This window comes from Acinetobacter sp. YH12021, from assembly GCF_013420145.1.
Taxonomy (GTDB): domain Bacteria; phylum Pseudomonadota; class Gammaproteobacteria; order Pseudomonadales; family Moraxellaceae; genus Acinetobacter; species Acinetobacter towneri.
The window spans coordinates 52503-73937 of sequence record NZ_VOYT01000008.1; the positions used below are offsets into that span (position 1 = coordinate 52503).

The following is a 21435-nucleotide window of genomic DNA, read 5'->3' on the forward strand; positions in this document are numbered from 1 at the left end:
TTAGTTCAAACCTTTGAACTCAGCTTTACCGCGATATGCAGCATTCGTCAATTCTTCAATACGAAGTAATTGGTTATATTTTGCTACACGGTCAGAACGGCACAGTGAACCAGTCTTGATTTGACCTGCTGCTGTACCTACTGCAAGATCCGCAATTGTAGAATCTTCAGTTTCACCTGAACGGTGTGAAATAACAGTTGTGTAACCATTGGCTTTCGCAAGGTAAATTGCATCAAGCGTTTCAGTCAAAGTACCAATTTGGTTGTACTTGATCAGGATTGAGTTACCTACTTTTTCATCGATACCGCGTTTTAAGATTTTCGGGTTAGTAACGAACAAGTCATCACCGACCAATTGAATCTTGTCACCTAAGATCGAAGTGAGGTAAGACCAACCTTCCCAATCAGACTCATCTAAACCATCTTCAATTGAGATAATTGGATATTGATTTACAAGACCAGCTAAATAGTCAGAGAATTGGTTGCTTGTGAATGCTTTGTTGCCTTCACCTGCAAGAATGTACTGACCATTTTTGTAGAATTCTGAAGATGCACAGTCAAGCGCCAACATGATGTCAGAACCCGCTTTGTAGCCAGTCTTCTCAATAGCTTCAAGAATAACTGTGATTGCTTCTTCGTTAGAACGTAAGTTTGGCGCAAAACCACCTTCATCACCCACTGCTGTGTTTAAACCTTTTTGATTCAATACAGATTTTAATGAGTGGAAAATTTCTGCACCAGCACGTAATGCTTCAGAGAATGAAGTAAAGCCCACTGGCTCAATCATGAACTCTTGAATATCAACGTTGTTGTCTGCGTGTGAACCACCATTTAAGATGTTCATCATTGGTACAGGCATGGTTAAAATGCTGTTGTTACGAAGGTCTGCGATGTATTGGAAAAGAGGAATTTTCTTTTCATCAGCAGCAGCGCGCGCAGCAGCCAAAGACACGGCTAAAGTTGCGTTAGCACCTAATTTTTCTTTGTTTTCAGTACCATCAAGCGCAATCATGGTGTTGTCGATGTCTTTTTGTTCAAACACAGACTTACCAAGTAAAGCATCACGAATTAAAGTATTGACGTTATTTACCGCAGTTTTAACGCCTTTACCCAAGTAACGTGCTTTATCGCCATCACGAAGTTCTAGAGCTTCACGAGAACCAGTTGAAGCACCTGATGGTGCACATGCACGGCCAACTACGCCAGATGCTAAGATTACGTCTGCTTCGATGGTTGGGTTACCACGAGAGTCCAAAATTTCACGTGCACGAATGTCAACGATTTGGCTCATGAACAATTCCTCAGTTGATTAATAACGTGATGCTTTAGGCATCAATGAGTCTATAATTTAATATGGATCTAATTTAGTGTGTATCTAGCTTTTGGAAACCTTTTACCAAGGTATCCAATTCTTTAAGCTGTGCCAAGAACGGCTCAAGTTGTGATAGACGCAATGCACATGGGCCATCACACTTTGCCTGCTCTGGTTCAGGATGTGCTTCTAGGAATAAACCTGCCAAGCCAGTTGCCATACCTGCACGTGCCAAGGTGGTAATTTGTGCACGACGACCACCTGCCGAATCTGCACGACCACCCGGAGTTTGCAAAGCATGGGTTACATCAAAGAACACAGGTACATTCATTTCTTTCATGATGTCAAAGCCCAGCATATCGACAACCAAGTTGTTGTAACCAAATGCTGAACCACGCTCACAAAGAATCAATTTGTCATTCCCTGCTTCTAAACACTTATGCAAAATATGACGCATTTCGTGCGGCGCAAGGAATTGTGCTTTTTTGATGTTGATAATGGCTTGAGTTTTTGCCATCGCTTCAACCAAATCGGTTTGGCGACTTAAAAACGCAGGAAGCTGAATAATATCTGCCACTTCTGCCACAGGCGCAGCCTGATACGGCTCATGCACATCGGTAATAATTGGCACATTAAAATGCTTTTTAATGTCAGCCAGCCATTCAATGCCTTTTTCTAAACCGGGACCACGAAATGAGTTCAGGCTAGAACGGTTGGCTTTGTCAAAACTGGCTTTGAATACATACGGGATATTTAAGCGTGTGCAAATATCCACATAAGTTTCAGCAATTTCAAATGCAAGGTCTTTAGACTCAAGTACATTCATGCCGCCAAACAATACAAATGGCAAATGATTCGCCATTTGTATATCACCCAAACGTACAATTTCTTGTGGTTTTAATTGTGACATTTCAACTTCCTAGTTTATCCCTAAAGCCATCTTATTTGGTTTTTTGATGCTGTTGTTTTGCCGCACCGATAAAGCCAGCAAACAATGGATGTCCATCACGTGGCGAGCTGGTAAATTCTGGGTGGAATTGTACCGCAATAAACCAAGGATGTTGCGGAATTTCAACAGTTTCAACCAAGTGCTGAATTGGTGAATAACCCGAAATTTTAAGACCTGCTTCTTCAAGCACAGGAATATAACGGTTATTCATTTCATAGCGATGGCGATGGCGCTCTACAATTTCTGCAGAACCATACACTTCACGAGTTTTGGTACCTTCAACCAATTCAGATTTTTGTGCACCTAAACGCATAGTGCCGCCCAAGTCAGAATCGACAGAACGCTGTTGAACTTCGCCGCGCTCATCTAACCATTCAGTAATCAAACCAATAAGTGGCGACTTAGTCGAACGGTTAAACTCTGTTGAACTTGCATCGGCAATACCTGCCACATTACGTGCATATTCAATCACAGCCAATTGCATACCCAAACAGATTCCCAAGAATGGGACACCGTTTTCACGTGCATATTTGATGGCTTGCATTTTACCTTCGGTACCGCGCTCACCAAAGCCGCCCGGAACTAAAATTGCATCGGCATCTTTAAGTACAGTATTAACGTCTTGGCTTTCAAGGTCTTCTGCATTGACATAGTCAATTTCAACTTTGACGCGGTTTTGAATACCCGCATGCAATAATGCTTCGTTTACAGATTTATAGGCATCTGGCAGTTCAACATATTTACCCACCATCGCCACACGAACGCTGTATTCAGGGTTCAATAATGCATCAACTACGTTATCCCAATCAGATAAATCTGCTTCTGGAAGATCATTGAAGCCAAAACGCTCACAAATTAAATCATCAACGTCTTGTTCATAGAATGTACGCGGAATTTGGTAGATGGTTTTGGCATCTTTACATACCACAACCGCACGTGCTTCTACGTTGGTAAATAACGCAATTTTACGGGTAGTGTCAGCATCAACATCATGTTCAGTACGGCAGATGAGAATATCTGGCTGAATACCGATAGATAACAATTCTTTAACTGAGTGTTGAGTTGGCTTGGTTTTTAACTCTGCCGCAGATTTGATATATGGCAATAAAGTTAAGTGCATGAGCATAGTACGCTTATGCCCTAATTCCACCATCAATTGACGTACAGATTCCATGAATGGGAGAGATTCAATGTCGCCTACTGTACCGCCAATTTCTACGATTGCGACATCGTAGCCTTCGCCAGCGCGAAGTACACGTTCTTTAATATTATCGGTAATGTGTGGAATCACCTGAACAGTACCGCCCAAGTAATCACCACGGCGCTCTTTGTTTAGAACGTCTTGATACACGCGACCAGATGTAAAGTTATTTAACTTGGTCATTTTCGCACGACGCAAGAAACGTTCGTAATAACCCAAATCTAAGTCAGTTTCGGCACCATCCTCTGTGACAAAAACTTCACCATGTTGGAAAGGACTCATTGTCCCTGGATCGACATTAATGTATGGATCCATTTTGACCATGGTTACTTTTAAACCACGGGCTTCTAAAAGTGCAGCAACTGAAGCAGCTGAAATACCTTTACCTAGTGATGAAACTACACCACCAGTCACGAAAATAAAATGGGTCATTGGGTTTCTCGTACAATCGAGCCTAAATCGGCCTGCAATGTTGCGCAATTTTACTTTACTCTGCACCAATAAAGCAAAGTCATTCCGCATCAATTCATAGAACAATAAACAATTGGTTATTCTATCAGCATTTCCTATAAAAAATTAGAACTTCTTGAGAGGATTTTCATCTGTCATTTTATTGCTATAATACGTCCGTCTATCCGATCTTTTATTTTGTGCAATTATGAATAAGAAACTTTTAATTTGTGGTGCAATTGCAACGGCGTTGTTATTAACTGCATGTGTAAAAAAAGAACAGCCAAAGCAAGATGAGCAAGAACAAGTAGAGGTTCAAACTGAACAAACTACTGAAACTGCTCAATTTGAACCACTAGAACCTGTTGAAAACATTCAAGATGCTGAACCAGAAGCGCCTGCACAGGTAGAAGTGGAGCGCACTGAAACAGTGAACACCACAACTGAAATCCGTCGTGAAACACCTGCACAACCTGCTGCTGCACCTGCGCCTGCGCCGAAAGCGGCAGCTCCTGTAGCAGAAGATAAACCAACTCAAGCACGTCCAAGCAATAACACAGGTGCTCAATCTGAAGATGATGCTGTTGCCGCTGCGATTGCTGCTGCAACCCCAGCACTTGAGAACTAAGTGCTCACTTAAAACTAAGCTTTAAGTTAAAGTCAGTTTTAAGGTGTAAGTTCTTATCTTAGATTTGAATTGACGTTAAAAAACCCAGTCATTGTGTACTGGGTTTTTTATTCATTTGGATGAGTCTTCGCTGAGATAACTCGTGAATACATTTGCAATACAGCTACCTATTTCTATATAAGTTTGTGCGCTTCACTTTAACTTGCCTGCAGCAACTGCGATTGCACTTTAAAATAATTAGAAATTAAACGCGATGCCCAAGATTTAGTAAAACCGACACCTTCATAAAAACCACAATGACTGCCTTTACGGGTCGTCACTACCATAATATTTGGCATTTTCCGTATGGTTTCTTTATAAGGATCAAAGTTTTTGATGTGGCACACTGGGTCATCTTCTGCATTTAAAACCATAAGCGGAATTTTGACATTCTCAAACACATAAATTGGGTTAATGGCTTGTGTGTAGCTGTCATAATCTTCAAAACCCGCCAATTCAAAATACGCCTTTTCAAACTCTGCCAATGTAGTCGCACTTAACACTTGCGATAAAGATTTTACGTTTTGCCAAATGTCCTGATGGGGCTGAATAAAAAACTGGAATAATTTTTTGGTCATCACTTTACTGTAAAAAGGATGCACATGCTGAAAGCCTAGTTCAGTGTTATATCCTGGGCACAGTGCAAACGCGGCTTTAATTGGGGTTTGCTCGCCTTCTTCGCCCAAATAGCGCACCAATAATCCTGTCCCTGCGGAAGAACCAACAGCATATAATTCAGATTGTGGAAATTGTTGCTGAATAAACACTATTTGTTCACGCAAATCATGCGTCGAACCAAACAGATTCATTTGTGGTACAGGCATAGGTAAATTGCCATGCCCACGACGTAAACATAAGGCAATACGCCACTGTGTCTGTTGATGTAAATCGCGCACCAACTCACGCATACTTTCCAAAGAACCTGTAATGGTATGCATTAAAACAATTGTGGGAGTATCTGCAGGTAAGTCATAACCCACCCAAGCAACTGCGGTGATACCGCCATCTTGCATAGTGAGTTGATCAACCCGATCATACTGCTGACGAATGGTTTTCTTTTTAATTAAATCAAAATATAAAAGATGCGCATGTGTATTGGACAGCCACGGTGTTGGACGGTATTTTTCTTTGAGCTGTGGTAAATAATCCAATACCCGACGGATTTCTCCATGTGGATGATAATACAACGTCGGTAAATCTGCGCCTGTGACCTGATCTAAAACCGCTTGTGTAATTTTCGCTATTTTTTGTAATGTAGACATCATTTTACTCCCAAGCAATACATGCACTTTCAAGCATGCCAACCCGAAACCGATTTCTATAAAACAACTTCATTGCCATACACACGCGGTATTTTATTTTTCGGTTGGCATAAAGGCAGCCATACGTTGTCCCATTTGCACAGCCAATGCCTCTAAACCACTTTTCGGGCGAATCATCACTTCAAAGTCCACAATTTGTCCTTGTGTATTGAATTGAATCATATCAATTCCTTTAAGTTTTTTATCTCCCACATTGGCGGAAAATTCAAGTACAACATTGCAACCATCTTCAGTATAAAACTCACGGTGATAAGTAAAGTTTTCAAAGACCTGAATTACATTGGTCAAAATAAAAAATACCACTTGTTTACCCGCATAAGGTTGGTACGCTACAGGTGAACGAAACACCACATCATCTGCCAGCAATTCACTCAAAATAGACATATCATGGTTTTGCAGCATTGTATGCCAACGCTGTACCGCTAATTTTGTTGTTTCCAAAGTCATGTTAAGTTCCTTTTTTTTGTTTTGATATTTCATTTCTATGCAGAGTCCCTGAGTGAGACTGAAGCACTGCTGCACTGGGCAGAAGCGATTATTAACTCTCTCCCCAGCCCCCTCCCAAAGGAGAGGGAGAAGGAATTACATTAAATTTTCGCTGCCAATTCAGCACCCTGACGAATTGCACGTTTGGCATCTAACTCGCCTGCTTCTTTCGCCCCACCAATTAAATGCACATTTTTGCCTGCTGCCTGTAATTGCTCATACATGGCGGTGTAAGACTCTTGCCCTGCACAAATCACCACATGATCAACTTCGAGCACTGTACTTTGACCATTGACGGTGATGTGCAAGCCTTGATCATCAATCAGGTCATAACTTGCCCCTGCAATCATTTTAACGTCACGGTTTTTTAAACCTGTACGATGAATCCAGCCTGTTGTTTTACCCAAGCCAGCACCCACGGATGATGCTTTACGTTGCAATAAATAAATTTCACGTGGCGATTCTTCAACTTTTGCTGCTTTTAAACCACCGACATGCGCATAATTGGTATCAATTCCCCATTCATCGTAAAATTTTTCAGGATTTAGACTACCACTTTCACCTTCATGGCTTAAATATTCTGCAGTATCAAAACCAATACCACCAGCGCCAATAATCGCAACACGTTGACCTACAGGCTTACGCTCTTTTAATACCTCAATATAGCTCAGCACTTTAGGGTGATTAATACCTGCGATATCCAATTGACGCGGGGTTACACCTGTTGCCACAACCACATCATCGAAGTCAGCATTGAGCAATTGTTCAAAACTAGCCGTATGATTCAATACCAATTTAATATTCGGTTGCAGCTCAATTTGGCGTTTGAAATAGCGCAAAGTTTCGTAAAACTCTTCTTTACCAGGAATGGTTTTAGCAATATTAAACTGCCCACCAATTTGATTCGATGCTTCAAAAATCGTCACCTGATGCCCACGTTCTGCAGCATAGGTTGCAAAGCTCAAACCTGCAGGCCCTGCACCAATCACCGCAATTTTTTTAGTCTGTGTTACTTCTTTAAAAATGAGTTCTGTTTCATGGCAAGCACGTGGATTGACCAAACATGAAGCAATCTTCATTGAGAAAATATGGTCTAAACAAGCTTGGTTACAACCAATACATGTGTTGATTTCATCACTGCGACCTTGCTCTGCTTTTTGCACAAAGAAAGCATCTGCCAACATTGGACGTGCCATCGATACCATATCGGCATGTCCTGCAGCCAAAACATGCTCAGCCATTTCAGGGGTGTTAATACGGTTTGAAGTGATCAGTGGCACTTTAACCAAACCTTTTAATTTCTCTGTCACCCATGTAAAAGCTGCGCGAGGGACTTTGGTAGCAATGGTTGGGATACGTGCTTCATGCCAGCCAATCCCTGTATTGATAATGGTTGCACCTGCTTTTTCAATCGCTTGTGCCAATTGCACCACTTCTTCAAAACTCGAACCGCCTTCGACTAAATCCAACATCGACAAGCGGTAAATAATAATAAAGTTTTCACCCACTTCTGCACGGGTACGTTTAACAATTTCAATTGGGAAACGAATACGGTTTTCATAACTGCCGCCCCATTCATCATCACGATGGTTGGTACGCGCAACAATAAACTCATTAATTAAATAGCCTTCCGAACCCATGATTTCGACACCATCATAGCCTGCGTATTGTGCCAATTTGGCACAATTCACAAAGTCGGCAATGGTTTGCTGTACTTCTGCCGATGTTAGTGCATGTGGTTTACTTGGGTTAATCGGTGCCTGAATTGCTGACGGTGCGACAATATCGGGCTGATAGGAATAACGTCCCGTATGTAAAATCTGTAAAGCAATTTTGCCGCCTGCATCATGCACAGCCTGAGTCACCACTTTATGTTTTTCTGCTTCTTGACGAGTATCAAGTTTATTGCCGCCCGCAAAGGTTAAGCCTGCATCATTCGGTGAAATACCACCTGTTACAATCAGCCCAACGCCACCTTTGGCACGCTCTGCATAAAAAGCCGCCATACGTTCGTATCCACCCAGTGCTTCTTCTAGTCCAACGTGCATTGAACCCATTAAGACCCGATTTTTTAAAGTGGTAAAGCCTAAATCTAAAGGCGCAAGTAAATGTGGATAGTCAGACATAGAATCTCCCTGCTGGCAAAAATGCTGGCTGCTTTATGCTTAATGCAACTTGTTGCATACTTTTATATTCTAGATTTAATTTTTATGCAACATGTTGCATAATTAAAGCTGAAAAAAATAAAGTTGCTCTGTTTATGTCGCTCGCTCACGTTTTATTGACCAGTTTAATTGAAAAACCCAGTAACGGTATTGAATTGGCACGCCGTTTTGACCGCTCTATGGGGTTTTTCTGGAATGCGACCCATCAACAAATTTATCGCGAACTAAATACCATGCTGAAAAAAGGTTGGATTTCAACCTTAGAAGATGAAGATTCTAGCAGTCGTAGCAAAACCTATCAGGTAGAAGCTTTGGGGCGGCATGAACTGGCAAACTGGATGGTCGAGCAAAGCCCGCCTGCACAATTACGCGAAGAACTTATGGTACGTTTACGTGCCGAAGCCCAACTTGGCGGCAACAGCGTCTTACCCGAACTAGAACGACATTTGCTGCTTCACAAAGCCAAGTTGCACACCTATCAACAGATTTTTGCCAAAGACTTTAGCCAAGCACCTGCGAACAACCGTACCCTGTATATTCATAAAATGATTTTGCAGCTAGGGATAGATCAGGAAATTGGCTGGATTGAATGGCTAGAAAATGTGATTCCTGAACTGAAAAAGTTTGATGCCGAAGCCTCATCTTAAAAGTATATTTTTAAGTAATAGCAACCACATCAATGTGAAATCAGGGTTGCTCACCATACAGAAATGATCAGGCTATGCTATAAAGAATAACGCATCTTTAATTACAACCATGCAAGGAAATGCTGATGCCTTTTTACCGCATGCCCGATGGCGAAGCTCTATTTGTACGTGAATTTGGTCAAGGTGAGCCTGTGGTTGTGCTTTCAGGTTTAGGCATGCACAGTTGGCAATGGTTGCCATTTCTGTATCAACATAAAAAGCAGTATCGTTTTATTATTCCAGACTGGCGTGGTTTTGGGGGTTCAAACCTGTGTGCCGTTCCAGAACTGGATGCTATTTCGAGCCATTGGCAAGATTTAAACAGTCTGCTTCAACAACAGAACCTGCAACAATTTAAACTGATTGGCTATTCCATGGGGGCAACCACTGCCATGCATGGCATGCAATATGGACAATTGGCTGCGCATTTAAGCAGTTATTTACAAATTGACCAAGCACCAAAAATTGGGGTAGATGAAAACTGGCCTTATGGCTTATTTGGCAATCAACATCAACAATTTAAACAGTTATTGATTCATCTGTCCGAGTTTTTACATGATCACGCGCAATATACTGATATTCAACAAATAGATGTGTTGCAGCGTAAAAACTTAGTCGAACTTTGGCTAGAATTTATAGAATTACAAGCCAGCAATAAAATCAGTCCGTTTTTATTTAAACTGGCCGTCAAACGTCCTGTTTTACAACGCTATATTTTACCTACACAGCGTTTAGATTATTTACGCTGGTATATCGACAATTATTTACACAATCAGGAAGATTATCGTGAGGCTTTAACTCAACTGGGTTGTCCGACAGTCTTTTTTACAGGCGCACAATCGACCTTGTATGCGGCAGAAGGACAACGTCAAGTGGTAGAAGCTATGCCGAATGCGAAACAAGTCATATTTCACCAATCTGGGCATACCCCTTTACTGACCGAACCGTTGAAATTTAATCAGGAAATTAGCCAATTTTTAAAACTAAACAGCTAAAGTAAAACGGTGGAAAATGTGGTTTGCAATATTTTCCACCGTAGCATCATTAGACCTAGATTTAGTTTAGATCTAGATTTAATTGGCAAAAGCCGCGATACCCGTTTGCGCACGACCTAAAATTAGCGCATGCACATCGTGCGTCCCTTCATAGGTATTCACGACTTCCAAATTGACCAAATGCCGCGCCACGCCATATTCATCACTGATACCATTCCCACCAAGCATATCGCGCGCCATACGAGCAATCTCTAAGGCCTTGCCACAGTTGTTGCGTTTAATCAGCGAAGTACCTTCGAGTGAAGCAATACCCTCATCTTTCATACGACCAAAACGTAAAGCAATTTGTAAACCCAGCGCGATTTCGGTTTGCATATCGGCAAGTTTCTTTTGAATGAGCTGATTGGCCGCCAAAGGACGTCCGAACTGAATCCGATCCATCGTATATTGATGCGCAGTATGCCAACAAAACTCAGCCGCACCCATAGCACCCCAAGCAATGCCATAACGTGCACTATTTAAACAAGTGAACGGCCCTTTTAAACCACGCACTTCAGGTAACATATTTTCTTCAGACACAAAAACATTGTCCATGACAATTTCACCTGTGATTGATGCGCGTAGACCAACCTTGCCCTGAATGATTGGCGCAGAAAGTCCATCCCAACCTTTTTCTAAAATAAAACCGCGAATATCACCCACCTGCCCATCTGCCGAAACTTCTTTTGCCCACACCACAAATACATCGGCAATTGGACTATTGGTAATCCACATTTTCGCACCGTGTAAACGATAACCGCCTGCAACTTTATGTGCTCTGCTGTTCATACTGCCAGGGTCGGAGCCAAAATCAGGTTCAGTCAGACCAAAACATCCGATCCATTCACCCGAAGCAAGTTTGGGTAAATATTTCTGTTTTTGTGCTTCACTGCCAAACTCATAAATTGGCACCATCACCAATGAGCTTTGTACACTTGCCATAGAACGATAGCCTGAATCGACCCGTTCAATTTCACGTGAAATTAATCCATAACTCACATAATTTAAACCTGCACCGCCATATTGTTCAGGTATGGTTGAGCCTAACAAACCAAGCTCACCCATTTCACGGAAGATGCTGCGATCTACCGTTTCATGTCTAAACTGATCACGTACCCGCGGCAGTAATTTTTCCTGACAATAAGCATAGGCACTATCACGAATCATACGTTCGGTTTCAGTCAATTGCTGTTCAAGCAAAAAAGGATCTTTCCAATCAAATTTCACTTTTTCACTGTGAGTTGCAGGCGTGTGATTTGGCGATGGATTGTGTTGTGACATGGCATCCTCTGCACATTATTATAGGTTCTGGTTCATCAATATTTGATTTTGTAGCGTCATACTACTTTACTTTATGTTCTATCATTAAAATGAAATAACAAGCAATAAAAAGTGAACTTTGATTCAATTATTCAGCAAAGTTATAGACAGCACTAAACTTTCACATATTTAGATACTTAAAATTCTGAAAAAATGAGCTGTAGATTTGTGTTTCTATTTTCGGCACTTATACTCAAATCTAACCATCCATCAAGAGAATAAAACATGCGTAAATTAGTGGTTTTTTCGGGTGCAGGTATGAGCGCAGAAAGTGGAATCAACACCTTTAGAGATGGTGATGGCTTATGGGAAAAACATCGCGTGGAGGATGTCGCAAGTCCTGAAGCATGGGCAAGGAATCCTGAATTAGTCCAACGCTTTTATAATGAACGTCGTAAAAACATTCTTAATGCGCAGCCTAACTTGGCGCATCGCTTAATTGCTGAACTTGAAGATGATTTTGATGTACAAGTGATCACCCAAAATATTGATGATTTGCATGAACGTGCAGGCAGTTCAGAAGTTTTGCATTTACACGGCAATATTCGTTTAGCCAAAAGCTCAGGGCCTCATGCACAATACACGACAGAATTTTTTCCAATTGAAGGTGACTCGCTGAACTTGCAACAGGATCTTTGCCCACAAGGCTATCCTTTACGTCCGCATGTGGTCTGGTTTGGCGAAGCAGTTCCTGCCTATGAAGAAGCACTGGATTTGATTCAAGATGCCGATATTTTTATTGTGATTGGTACAAGTTTGGTGGTGTACCCTGTTGCTGGATTAGTACACGAAATTCCTGCAAATTGTCAGGCTTATTATATTGACCCAAAAGCCATGCAAGCCCAACTTCCTGCTCAATTTCAACGGATTTCCAAAACTGCCACTGAGGGCATGCAGCAATTGTTCGATCAATTACATCAAGTTTAAAGTAATTACAGTATCTAAATTTTTCCACTTGTAAGATGTCATCAACATGCTTAGGCTATTTTGACATCTTGCAGGATTGCATCATTTTCATAATAGTTTTAGGTATCTCTTTAAAACTTTGTTACCATCGCTCTTTCTCTGTGTTTGTGATGTTTACTGCATATGACCTCATCTTATCAGCAACAACTTGATGCAAAAGTTGCCCGTATTTCTGCCCAATTTGCCGAATATAACCCGCCTGCCTTGCAAGTATTTGCCTCACCAGAACACAACTACCGTATGCGGGCAGAGTTCCGAATTTGGCATATTGAAGATGATCTGTTTTATGCCATGTTTGAACGCAGTGAAGATAAGCAGAAAAAAGTTATTCGTGTAGATGAGTTTCCGATTGCAGACCGCAGCATTAACTTATTAATGCCAAAGCTGTTAGCCGCCCTGAAAGCCGATCCCGTATTATCGGCTCGTTTATTTGAAGTGCATTTTTTAGCGACTTTAAGTGGCGAAATGTTGGTTTCACTGCTTTATCACCGCAAACTTGAATCTGATTGGGAGCCTGCAGCCCAAGCTTTGAGCAAAGCATTAAACATTAAACTGATTGGACGCAGCCGTGGGCAAAAATTCGTGCTATCCGATGAGTATGTAGTTGAACAATTACAGGTTTTTGAGCGCACTTATACCTATAAGCAAATTGAAAGCAGCTTTACCCAGCCAAACGCGCAAGTTTGCCAAAAAATGCTGGAATGGGCATGTACGGTTGCCGAACATTCTGAGCAAGATTTATTAGAACTTTATTGTGGTAATGGTAACTTTACCCTGCCGCTATCGACTCGTTTCCGTCGTGTACTTGCCACAGAACTGGCTAAATCTTCGGTATATGCAGCGCAGTGGAATATTGAACAAAACCAGATTGAGAATATTCAAGTGGCACGCTTATCGGCTGAAGAGTTTACTCAAGCCTATAACGGTGAGCGTGAATTCCGCCGCTTGCAAGAAGCGAACATTGATCTTGCAAGTTATGATTTTGATACGGTCTTTGTCGATCCGCCACGCGCAGGAATTGACGATGACACCTTAAAACTCCTACAGCGTTTTAAACGTATTATTTATATTTCGTGCAACCCAGACACTTTGCATGACAATTTAAAAACCTTGTGTCAAAGCCATAAAGTGACGAAATTTGCACTGTTTGATCAATTCCCATACACCCATCATGTTGAATCGGCTGTTTTACTGGAAAAGATTTAAACAATTTGTTGCATTTTTCTTCAATATTTACAAGTTCTGCTTTTGAGCACTTGTAAATATTATGATGTAAATGAATCAGTTAAAGCATTACAAGCCCTTTAGCTGTCATAATTTCGTTAAAAAAATGCAATATCATCGAAAATTCTGCAACTCGATTGCTGCTTTTATCACTTAGGTCGACTTGATTTATTTTTTATATTGGCTATATTTCGATCTATGTTAGGTTGTGAATGAAGGCTCTATGAGTTTTTGGCAAAAGTTGTTCTCTACAGAACAGCAAAACGAGCATAAAAATCAAATTGCTTGTGTTGAAAATGATTGCTCTTGCAAGACAAATGAACAACTTCTCGAAGCTTTAACCAAAGCCACAGATGAAGATGTCATTATCGGGATTAAGAAGGTTCTCGCTTCGCGAGGTTATAGCCGCAAAGAGTTAAATGAACTCCAGCATCTACCATTCCAGTAATGGAATATGATAAAAAAGGCATTTAGTTGAACTAAGTGCCTTTTTTAATGGCTGCATATATATTAGAACGATAAATTTTATAAATCGCGACACGTGCTTGAACTTGCACAAAAACGCTAATCTTTTCAAACGCAGTCAATCATATCTTCATAATCATGCGCTAATATTTCTACACATAATCATTACACCAATAAATTCGAATTATTCAAACAGAGAAAATGACAATGAAAAAAACTAGCCTTAGCTGTCTTGCCCTACTCAGCCTAAGTTTAACAGCCTGTAGCCCAATGCCGAAAGAATGTGCCGAAACTTGGGAGAAAATGGAAAGTTTTGCTAAAAACATGGGTATTTCAGATGAGCAACTTAAACAACAAAAAAAGCAATTTGAAAATGAAGTCAAACAAATGAAAAGCGAAGAAGCAGTCAAAATCTGCAGGATGCAAGGCACAGCCTTAGGTTTTATTGGACAATAAATTCAGCCAAGCCAAAACCAAATTCCAATGTTAGGGTTTACAGCCTTGATGATCTATATAAGCTAAAATTGGACCTAAATTGCGATGTGGATGAGTATGACGTTGTAATTGCGGAATATACGCTGTAGAAATCGAACCATCTAAATACAAGGCATTTGGCGTTTGCAGCTCATCTTTAAAAAAGGTGGCAAATTGATGAAAAGTTACGGGCGTCTTGCTAATCACAAAGTACAGGCTTTGGTCTTTTAACCCAACCCCATTTCTAATTTTATAAGAAGTACTGTCTGCCAAAAAACGTGAATTTAACTGGCGATTAATAACTAACATTGGGCCAGACTGTGTCGCATACTGCGCTTTGAACGCTTGATTGGCATATTGTTGGGTTGTTCCTAAAAACACCCGTTGATGATTCCACGCCAGTACACCATTGGGCTGAATTAAAAAATTCCCCCATCCCTGTTGCTGTCGGTTCAGCTTTTTAAGTTGTCGTCCTTGTTCCACATACAAACCCACAGGCGAATAATCTGGATGAAACATGCCTGCATTCATGGCAAATTGCATGTTTTCACAAGACTGTAGATTTTTTTGTAGTTGTGAAATTTGCAGATATGGTTTCCCTTGCCGATCTTTCAGATATAAGCCTAACTGTGACAACTGTGTCACTTCCACCACATCTGCATTGATTTTACTGTTGTTAACCGTCCATGCGCGAATTTCCGCTTGTGCAGTAGGCGTGCAGAATAAATAACAGAGCAATAAGCACTTCCACCGAGAACAAAACATTATCATCTCCATACCTGCTATGTTACAAATTGTGCATATAACTGAATGGGTTATCGCATATTTGCTTCAGACGCAGTACACTATAAAACCTGATTTCTTTTCTCTACTCATGTTACTTTATTGGTCAAGCGTACGATGCTCAAGCAGAAAACACGATTTCCTTTAGGGGCACATTTAATTGTGAAACACTTCGGCTATAGCCATCATGGTATCTATGCCGGGCGTGGTCGCGTGATTCACTATTCGGGTTTTGCACATCTTTTTAAAAAACACCCGATTGAAATGACCAGTATTGAAAAGTTTAGTCACGGCAAAAATATTATTGTGCAGTCGTATCATGCGCCCAAGTATAAAGGCCGCAAAGTGGTACGCCGTATGCGCTCCAGAATGCATGAAAACAATTATCATCTGATTATGAATAACTGTGAACATTTATGCACTTGGGCAATTACAGGTGTGGAAAGCAGCCCGCAAGTATTTAAGATGATGGATCGTTTAACCACCATTGGTTATGTCAGTTCATTGATGAGTTATATGAACAGTATGATGCTGACCCTGACCACCACTTGCTTTGCTTTAGTGCTCTATATTAAGAAGAAACTACGCGATAAAGCCAAAATGCAGTTACCGCAAATCCTGATGAAGCAGGAACAGCATAAAAACCGCTAATCACAGTCATTTTAGCGACACTGTATATCTCACAAAATATTCTATAAACCTCAAATAGATAAAACCAAAAGCCCAACCTGAATTGATCAAGTTGGGCTTTCAAGTTGCAAGCTAAAACTTAAATAAGGTGTTACTTGCCAGGTTTGAAGCTGTCTTTTAAGTCTAAAATGCGGTTAAACACTGGTTTTTCCGCACTGTGATCATACTGATCTGCAACAAAATAACCTTCACGTTCAAATTGGAAACGATCTTCTGGTTGTGCTGTTGCCAATGCAGGTTCAACAATGGCTTGTACCACAGTCAACGATTCGGGGTTTAAATTCGCCAAGAAATCATCACCCACTTCTGGATCAGACTCAGTAAATAAGCGATCATATAAACGAACTTCTGCCGCAACGCCTTTACTTGCAGATACCCAGTGAATCACGCCTTTGACTTTACGACCTTCTGGGTTTTTGCCCAAAGTTTCAGGGTCAATTGAACATTTCAGCTCAATAACTTCGCCGTTAGCATCTTTAATCACTTCATCACACTTGATTACATAAGCATGGCGTAGACGCACCTCACCTTCTGGCACTAAACGCTTGAAACCTTTAGGCGGCACTTCTTCAAAGTCTTTACGGTCAATATAAATTTCAGAAGTCAGTGGAATACTACGCTCGCCCATATCTACATTTGGATGACGTGCATGGACTAAATCCAGTGCTTCAGGCAAATTGGTCAAAGTCACTTTAAGTGGATTCAACACCGCCATGCCACGTGCTGCAGTATTTTCCAATGACTGACGGATGCAATATTCAAGCATTGCAACATCCACAATACCATCCGACTTAGACACACCTACACGCTTACAGAAATCACGCAAACCTTCTGGTGTAAAGCCACGACGACGCATACCTACCACTGTTGGCATACGTGGGTCATCCCAACCATTCACAAAACCGCCTTCAACCAATTTACGCAATTTACGCTTAGATGTGATGGTGTAATCAATATTCAAACGGCTAGATTCATACTGACGCGGCACAGCCTCGGATTTCACCTTTTCCACCACCCAATCATAGAATGGACGATGGTCTTGGAATTCTAAAGTACATAGTGAATGAGTAATGCCTTCAATGGCATCTGATAATGGATGCGCATAATCATACATTGGGTACATTTTCCATTTATCGCCCGTTTGGTGATGCGATGAATGTAAAACACGATACAAAATCGGATCACGCATGTGTACGTTTGGTGAAGCCATATCAATTTTGGCACGGAGTACTGCCTGACCTTCGCCTAATTCACCATTGCGCATTTTTTCAAATAAAGCCAAGTTTTCTGCTACTGGCGTATCACGATATGGCGAATTTTTACCCGGCTCTACAAAAGAACCACGATTGAGCTTAATCTCATCAGGGGTTTGCAAATCGACATAAGCATCGCCTTGTTCGATCAGCTGAATTGCCCATGTATATAATTGATCGAAATAGCTTGATGCATAGCGTGGTTCGCCATTCCACTCAAAACCCAGCCATTTCACGTCATTGGCAATACCATCAACATATTCTTGTTCTTCTGCATCTGGGTTGGTGTCATCAAAACGTAAGTTACACACCCCTTGATATTCTTGTGCGATGCCAAAGTTCAAGCAAATTGCTTTCACGTGACCAATATGCAAATAACCATTCGGCTCAGGTGGAAAACGTGTCACCACCTGCTGAGTGCGACCCGCCGCAATATCATCGGTAATGACTTGACGTATAAAGTCCAAGCCCGGCTGTTGTTCTTGCTGCACAGCATCGACAGAGGCATTTGAACTTGGTGTCGGGGTGTTTGGCAGAGATGCAACAACATCATTTGGCTTCATAGCAATAAAATCACTTCTAAAATAAAATTGGATAAACTAGGTTACAGAAACTTCAGTAGTGAAGCATACATCACCCATTAGAACGCTTTTCCTTGTTTTTAACAAAGAAAATAACGTTTTTACTTGCCTTGTAGTTTACAGTTTGCTTATGCTTCTCTCAACCAAAAAACCCATGGCATTCGTGTCCATGTTTAGGAGATTACACAATGAGTTTTCCTCAAGTCGAATTAAACACCAATAAAGGTCGTATTGTTTTAGAATTGAACGCTGAAAAAGCACCAATTACAGTTGCTAACTTCTTAGAATACGTTCGTGATGGTTTTTATGACGGCGTAATTTTCCACCGTGTTATTGATGGTTTCATGATCCAAGGCGGTGGCATGGATGAAAACTTCAAAGAAAAAGCAACACGTGATGCGATTGAAAACGAAGCTGACAACGGCTTAAGCAACGATGTTGGTACAATTGCAATGGCACGTACCCAAGCACCTCACTCTGCTTCTGCACAGTTCTTCATTAACGTAAAAAATAACTCTTTCTTAAACCACACAGGCAAAACTGCACAAGGTTGGGGTTATGCCGTGTTTGGTAAAGTTGTTGAAGGTATGGACGTTGTAGATGCAATTAAAGGCGTGCGTACTGGCAACCGTGGTTATCACGCAGATGTTCCACTAGAAAATGTGGTGATTGAATCTGCAAAAATCATTGCTGAATAAGAATCTTACCCGACCTCGCTTACGCACATCATTTTAAAGTACTGCTTTAAAATTCGTTTAGGGAGGAGAAATCCCTCTTTTAAAAGAGGGATTTCGGGAGATTCCAAGGAATAATTCGTGACCTATCTGTTTATCGCAGATTTACACTTGTCACCAAATCACCCTCGACTTGTTCGGGGGTTTTTAGATTTGCTAGACGCTTATCAAAATAAAAACACCCAACTGTATATTTTAGGCGACTGGTTTAATGCATGGATTGGCGATGATTACACCGCAGCGTGGCTCGATGAAGTTGTTGCACGTTTAAAGCAATTTAGCCAAGCAGGTAATCAAATTTACTTTATTGTCGGCAATCGTGATTTCGCTTTGGGTCAGAAATTTTTAGATCAGTTTTCAGGACAACTCCTGCCCGATGTGTACACGCTGCATATTGGTTCTCAACAGGTACGTTTAGAACATGGCGATGCACTGTGTACCGATGATGTGTCCTATCAAAAATTCCGTAAAATCATTCGCAATCCCATCATTTTAGGGATTTTAAAGAAAACACCTTTGGCTTTTCGGCAAAAACTTGCACAAGGTTTCCGCAAAAAAAGTCAGCAAGCCAATCAAGTCAAAAGTTATGACGTCATGGACGTAAATGCAGATGCTGTGTCACAAGCCTTGCAGCATGCAGATGTGTTAATTCATGGGCATACGCATCGTCCAAATATTCACAATGAACACGGCAAACCTAGAATTGTATTAGGCGATTGGCGCGCAGATGCTGCACTAATTTTAGTAGTTGAACCAAATCAAGCCTTAGCAACTTGGCAACTGAGCAGCTGGAACTATTAAGCGCAACATCTTTACATAAAAATAATGGATACAACGCTAAAGGTACTTCGTCAGGTACACCAAACTAAAATCTACTTAGTTAGCAGATTAATACCCACCTTCCGTTTTAATCACTTCGGCATCAGCTTTATATTTAGCCAACAACTCACGCAGCGAAGTCATCAACACACTGGTATCTACCCCAACTGCCACAAATTCTGTGCCTAAATCCAAATACTTTTGTGTCACTTCATGTTGGGTCGATAAAATCCCTGCTGCTTTGCCTGCTGCACGAATCCGTTGAATCGCATCGACCACAGCGGCTTGTACTTCTGGATGGTTCGGATTACCTTCATAACCCATCGTGGCAGATAAATCCACCGCACCAATAAACACCCCATCAATCCCATCGACTTGTAAAATAGCATCCAGATTTTCTAAACCTGTGACCGATTCAATTTGAATGAGCAAACAAATATTTTCATGCGCTGTCGCGTAATAATTTGGAATACTGTTCCAGCGAGTTGCACGTGCTAAAGCTGCGCCTACGCCGCGAATACCTTCAGGTGGATAACGTACCGCTTTGACCATCAACTCAGCGTGTTCAACGCTTTCAACCATAGGAATCAGCAAAGTTTGTACGCCAATATCCAACAGTTGTTTAATGAGTTGCACACTGCCAATCGGCGGGCGCACCACCGCTTGAGAGGGATAAGCCGCAATACTTTGTAATTGTGACAAAGTGGTTCTTAAATCACTCGGTGCATGTTCCCCATCAATTAAAAGCCAGTCATAGCCTGCATTGGCAGCAATTTCAGTACCATACGCATCTGCTAAACCTACCCATAAGCCAATTTGCTGCTGAGTTTTTAATTTACGCTTAAAATAATTGATATATTCCATCCATACACCTTTGGGATGCACCATGCTCAAGTTTATATTTAACGCCTATTTGCTATAAACAACCAATAGTGAAAACGTCTTGCATGATTGAATTTAACACTAAGTTTAAAGATGTTTATGTCGTGCTCATCTCATCTTAACCGCATAAATAGCACATGGATTCATTCCGTTAGCATAGCGAGGCATGTTAAGCTTTTGGCGCACACCTGCCCCAAATATAGTCTTTAAATGGAGATGATTCATGGATTTGCTCAACGTTGCACAAACTCGTTATACGACCAAAGCCTATGATGCGAGTCGCACTATTCCTGCAGAACAATTTGAGCGTTTATTAGAAATTCTGCGTTTAGCACCATCTTCCATTAATATTCAGCCGTGGCATTTTTTTATTGCAGATCGCCCTGAAGCCAAACAACGTATTGCTAAAGCTTTAGTTGGAAAGTACGCCTATAACGCCCCTAAAGTTTTAGATGCTTCGCATACCATTTTATTTTGCACCAAAGCTGACATTAGCGAATTACATTTAGAAAACCTGCTTAATCAGGATGCTGCTAGTGGACGCTTTAAAGATGAAGCCGCTAAACAAGGTCAGAAAGACAGCCGCACAGGTTATGTCGATTACTACCGCAATGAAAAAGGCGATATTCAGCGTTGGGCAGAAAATCAAACCTTTATTGCACTCGGACAAATGCTTTTGGCTGCAGGCATTGAAGGAATTGACGCAACGCCAATTGGTGGTTTTGATGAAGCAATTTTAACTCAAGAACTGCAACTAACTGAGCAAGGACTGATTCCTTCGGTTTTATTGTGTTTAGGCTATCGTAGTGAACAAGATTTTAATGCCAAACTGCCAAAATCACGCCTTGATAAACGCGAGATTTTCACGCAACTGTAAAACAAACATGCGTTAACACTAGGGACAAAATTTGTCCCTATTTTTTGGTCTGAATTTTGCTTTATCTATATTTGCAATCTGTACTCAATCTCTATC

Annotated in this window: 21 protein-coding genes; 11 read left to right on the forward strand and 10 right to left on the reverse strand. The window is 41.1% G+C overall.

The window, feature by feature from the left end:
* The 3 genes from eno to FTT91_RS08305 all read right to left on the reverse strand — a co-directional run bounded on the left by eno (nt 1) and on the right by FTT91_RS08305 (nt 3893).
* Nucleotides 1–1290, reverse strand: coding sequence for a phosphopyruvate hydratase (eno, locus tag FTT91_RS08295; RefSeq protein WP_179991097.1), 1290 nt, complete (start codon nt 1288–1290; stop codon nt 1–3).
* A 73-nt stretch (nt 1291–1363) separates the two neighbouring features.
* Nucleotides 1364–2221 (reverse strand): 3-deoxy-8-phosphooctulonate synthase, encoded by an 858-nt coding sequence (gene kdsA / locus FTT91_RS08300; RefSeq protein WP_004973345.1) that lies wholly within the window; start codon nt 2219–2221, stop codon nt 1364–1366.
* 31 nt (nt 2222–2252) lie between these two features.
* Nucleotides 2253–3893, reverse strand: coding sequence for a CTP synthase (locus tag FTT91_RS08305; protein WP_004973343.1), 1641 nt, complete (start codon nt 3891–3893; stop codon nt 2253–2255).
* Between the two features lie 226 nt (nt 3894–4119).
* Here FTT91_RS08305 and FTT91_RS08310 point away from each other — a divergent pair, with 226 nt between their 5' ends.
* Nucleotides 4120–4539: an internalin gene (locus tag FTT91_RS08310; RefSeq protein ID WP_096900861.1), complete on the forward strand. Its 420-nt coding sequence runs from the start codon at nt 4120–4122 to the stop codon at nt 4537–4539.
* Between the two features lie 197 nt (nt 4540–4736).
* Here FTT91_RS08310 and FTT91_RS08315 read toward each other — a convergent pair whose 3' ends face one another.
* The 3 genes from FTT91_RS08315 to FTT91_RS08325 all read right to left on the reverse strand — a co-directional run bounded on the left by FTT91_RS08315 (nt 4737) and on the right by FTT91_RS08325 (nt 8512).
* On the reverse strand, nt 4737–5843 hold the full coding sequence (locus FTT91_RS08315; RefSeq protein WP_026438425.1) for a YheT family hydrolase: 1107 nt from the start codon (nt 5841–5843) through the stop codon (nt 4737–4739).
* A 90-nt stretch (nt 5844–5933) separates the two neighbouring features.
* Complete coding sequence (locus FTT91_RS08320; RefSeq protein WP_004973337.1) at nt 5934–6347, reverse strand: nuclear transport factor 2 family protein; 414 nt, start codon at nt 6345–6347, stop codon at nt 5934–5936.
* Between the two features lie 140 nt (nt 6348–6487).
* Entirely contained in the window at nt 6488–8512 is a 2025-nt protein-coding gene (locus FTT91_RS08325; protein ID WP_180169252.1) for an NADPH-dependent 2,4-dienoyl-CoA reductase, read from the reverse strand.
* A 134-nt stretch (nt 8513–8646) separates the two neighbouring features.
* Here FTT91_RS08325 and FTT91_RS08330 point away from each other — a divergent pair, with 134 nt between their 5' ends.
* Both FTT91_RS08330 and FTT91_RS08335 read left to right on the forward strand, forming a co-directional pair.
* Nucleotides 8647–9198, forward strand: coding sequence for a PadR family transcriptional regulator (locus FTT91_RS08330; RefSeq protein ID WP_004973333.1), 552 nt, complete (start codon nt 8647–8649; stop codon nt 9196–9198).
* A 125-nt stretch (nt 9199–9323) separates the two neighbouring features.
* Complete coding sequence (locus FTT91_RS08335; RefSeq protein ID WP_180169253.1) at nt 9324–10232, forward strand: alpha/beta fold hydrolase; 909 nt, start codon at nt 9324–9326, stop codon at nt 10230–10232.
* A gap of 78 nt (nt 10233–10310) precedes the next feature.
* On the opposite strand, the gene FTT91_RS08340 is transcribed toward FTT91_RS08335, so the two are convergent.
* The gene (locus FTT91_RS08340; protein WP_180169254.1) at nt 10311–11552 is read right to left on the reverse strand and encodes an acyl-CoA dehydrogenase; all 1242 of its coding nucleotides are present in this window, start codon (nt 11550–11552) and stop codon (nt 10311–10313) included.
* 264 nt (nt 11553–11816) lie between these two features.
* Here FTT91_RS08340 and FTT91_RS08345 point away from each other — a divergent pair, with 264 nt between their 5' ends.
* From FTT91_RS08345 to FTT91_RS08360, 4 genes are all read left to right on the forward strand, one after another.
* Nucleotides 11817–12518: an NAD-dependent deacylase gene (locus FTT91_RS08345; protein ID WP_004973326.1), complete on the forward strand. Its 702-nt coding sequence runs from the start codon at nt 11817–11819 to the stop codon at nt 12516–12518.
* A gap of 162 nt (nt 12519–12680) precedes the next feature.
* On the forward strand, nt 12681–13763 hold the full coding sequence (gene trmA / locus FTT91_RS08350) for a tRNA (uridine(54)-C5)-methyltransferase TrmA (protein WP_178318681.1): 1083 nt from the start codon (nt 12681–12683) through the stop codon (nt 13761–13763).
* A gap of 241 nt (nt 13764–14004) precedes the next feature.
* On the forward strand, nt 14005–14229 hold the full coding sequence (locus FTT91_RS08355; RefSeq protein WP_004973321.1) for a hypothetical protein: 225 nt from the start codon (nt 14005–14007) through the stop codon (nt 14227–14229).
* 224 nt (nt 14230–14453) lie between these two features.
* A complete protein-coding gene (locus FTT91_RS08360; protein WP_004973320.1) occupies nt 14454–14702 on the forward strand; it encodes a hypothetical protein in 249 nt (82 codons plus the stop codon).
* 30 nt (nt 14703–14732) lie between these two features.
* Here FTT91_RS08360 and FTT91_RS08365 read toward each other — a convergent pair whose 3' ends face one another.
* Nucleotides 14733–15485: a phosphodiester glycosidase family protein gene (locus FTT91_RS08365; protein WP_225530198.1), complete on the reverse strand. Its 753-nt coding sequence runs from the start codon at nt 15483–15485 to the stop codon at nt 14733–14735.
* Nucleotides 15486–15620: 135 nt separating this feature from the next.
* Here FTT91_RS08365 and FTT91_RS08370 point away from each other — a divergent pair, with 135 nt between their 5' ends.
* On the forward strand, nt 15621–16154 hold the full coding sequence (locus FTT91_RS08370) for a lecithin retinol acyltransferase family protein (RefSeq protein ID WP_096900868.1): 534 nt from the start codon (nt 15621–15623) through the stop codon (nt 16152–16154).
* Between the two features lie 130 nt (nt 16155–16284).
* Here the strand turns inward: FTT91_RS08370 and FTT91_RS08375 are convergent, their stop codons facing one another.
* Entirely contained in the window at nt 16285–18009 is a 1725-nt protein-coding gene (locus FTT91_RS08375) for a glutamine--tRNA ligase/YqeY domain fusion protein (protein WP_154320707.1), read from the reverse strand.
* A gap of 206 nt (nt 18010–18215) precedes the next feature.
* Between FTT91_RS08375 and FTT91_RS08380 the strand changes: the two genes are divergently transcribed.
* Complete coding sequence (locus tag FTT91_RS08380; protein ID WP_004973310.1) at nt 18216–18725, forward strand: peptidylprolyl isomerase; 510 nt, start codon at nt 18216–18218, stop codon at nt 18723–18725.
* A 117-nt stretch (nt 18726–18842) separates the two neighbouring features.
* Nucleotides 18843–19562: a UDP-2,3-diacylglucosamine diphosphatase gene (locus FTT91_RS08385; protein ID WP_180169255.1), complete on the forward strand. Its 720-nt coding sequence runs from the start codon at nt 18843–18845 to the stop codon at nt 19560–19562.
* 87 nt (nt 19563–19649) lie between these two features.
* Here FTT91_RS08385 and hpaI read toward each other — a convergent pair whose 3' ends face one another.
* Nucleotides 19650–20444: a 4-hydroxy-2-oxoheptanedioate aldolase gene (gene hpaI, locus FTT91_RS08390; protein ID WP_096900940.1), complete on the reverse strand. Its 795-nt coding sequence runs from the start codon at nt 20442–20444 to the stop codon at nt 19650–19652.
* A 241-nt stretch (nt 20445–20685) separates the two neighbouring features.
* Here hpaI and nfsB point away from each other — a divergent pair, with 241 nt between their 5' ends.
* Nucleotides 20686–21339 carry an oxygen-insensitive NAD(P)H nitroreductase gene (gene nfsB / locus FTT91_RS08395; RefSeq protein WP_004973304.1) on the forward strand — a complete coding sequence of 218 codons (654 nt, stop codon included), beginning with the start codon at nt 20686–20688 and terminating at the stop codon, nt 21337–21339.
* Nucleotides 21340–21435: the final 96 nt, after the last annotated feature.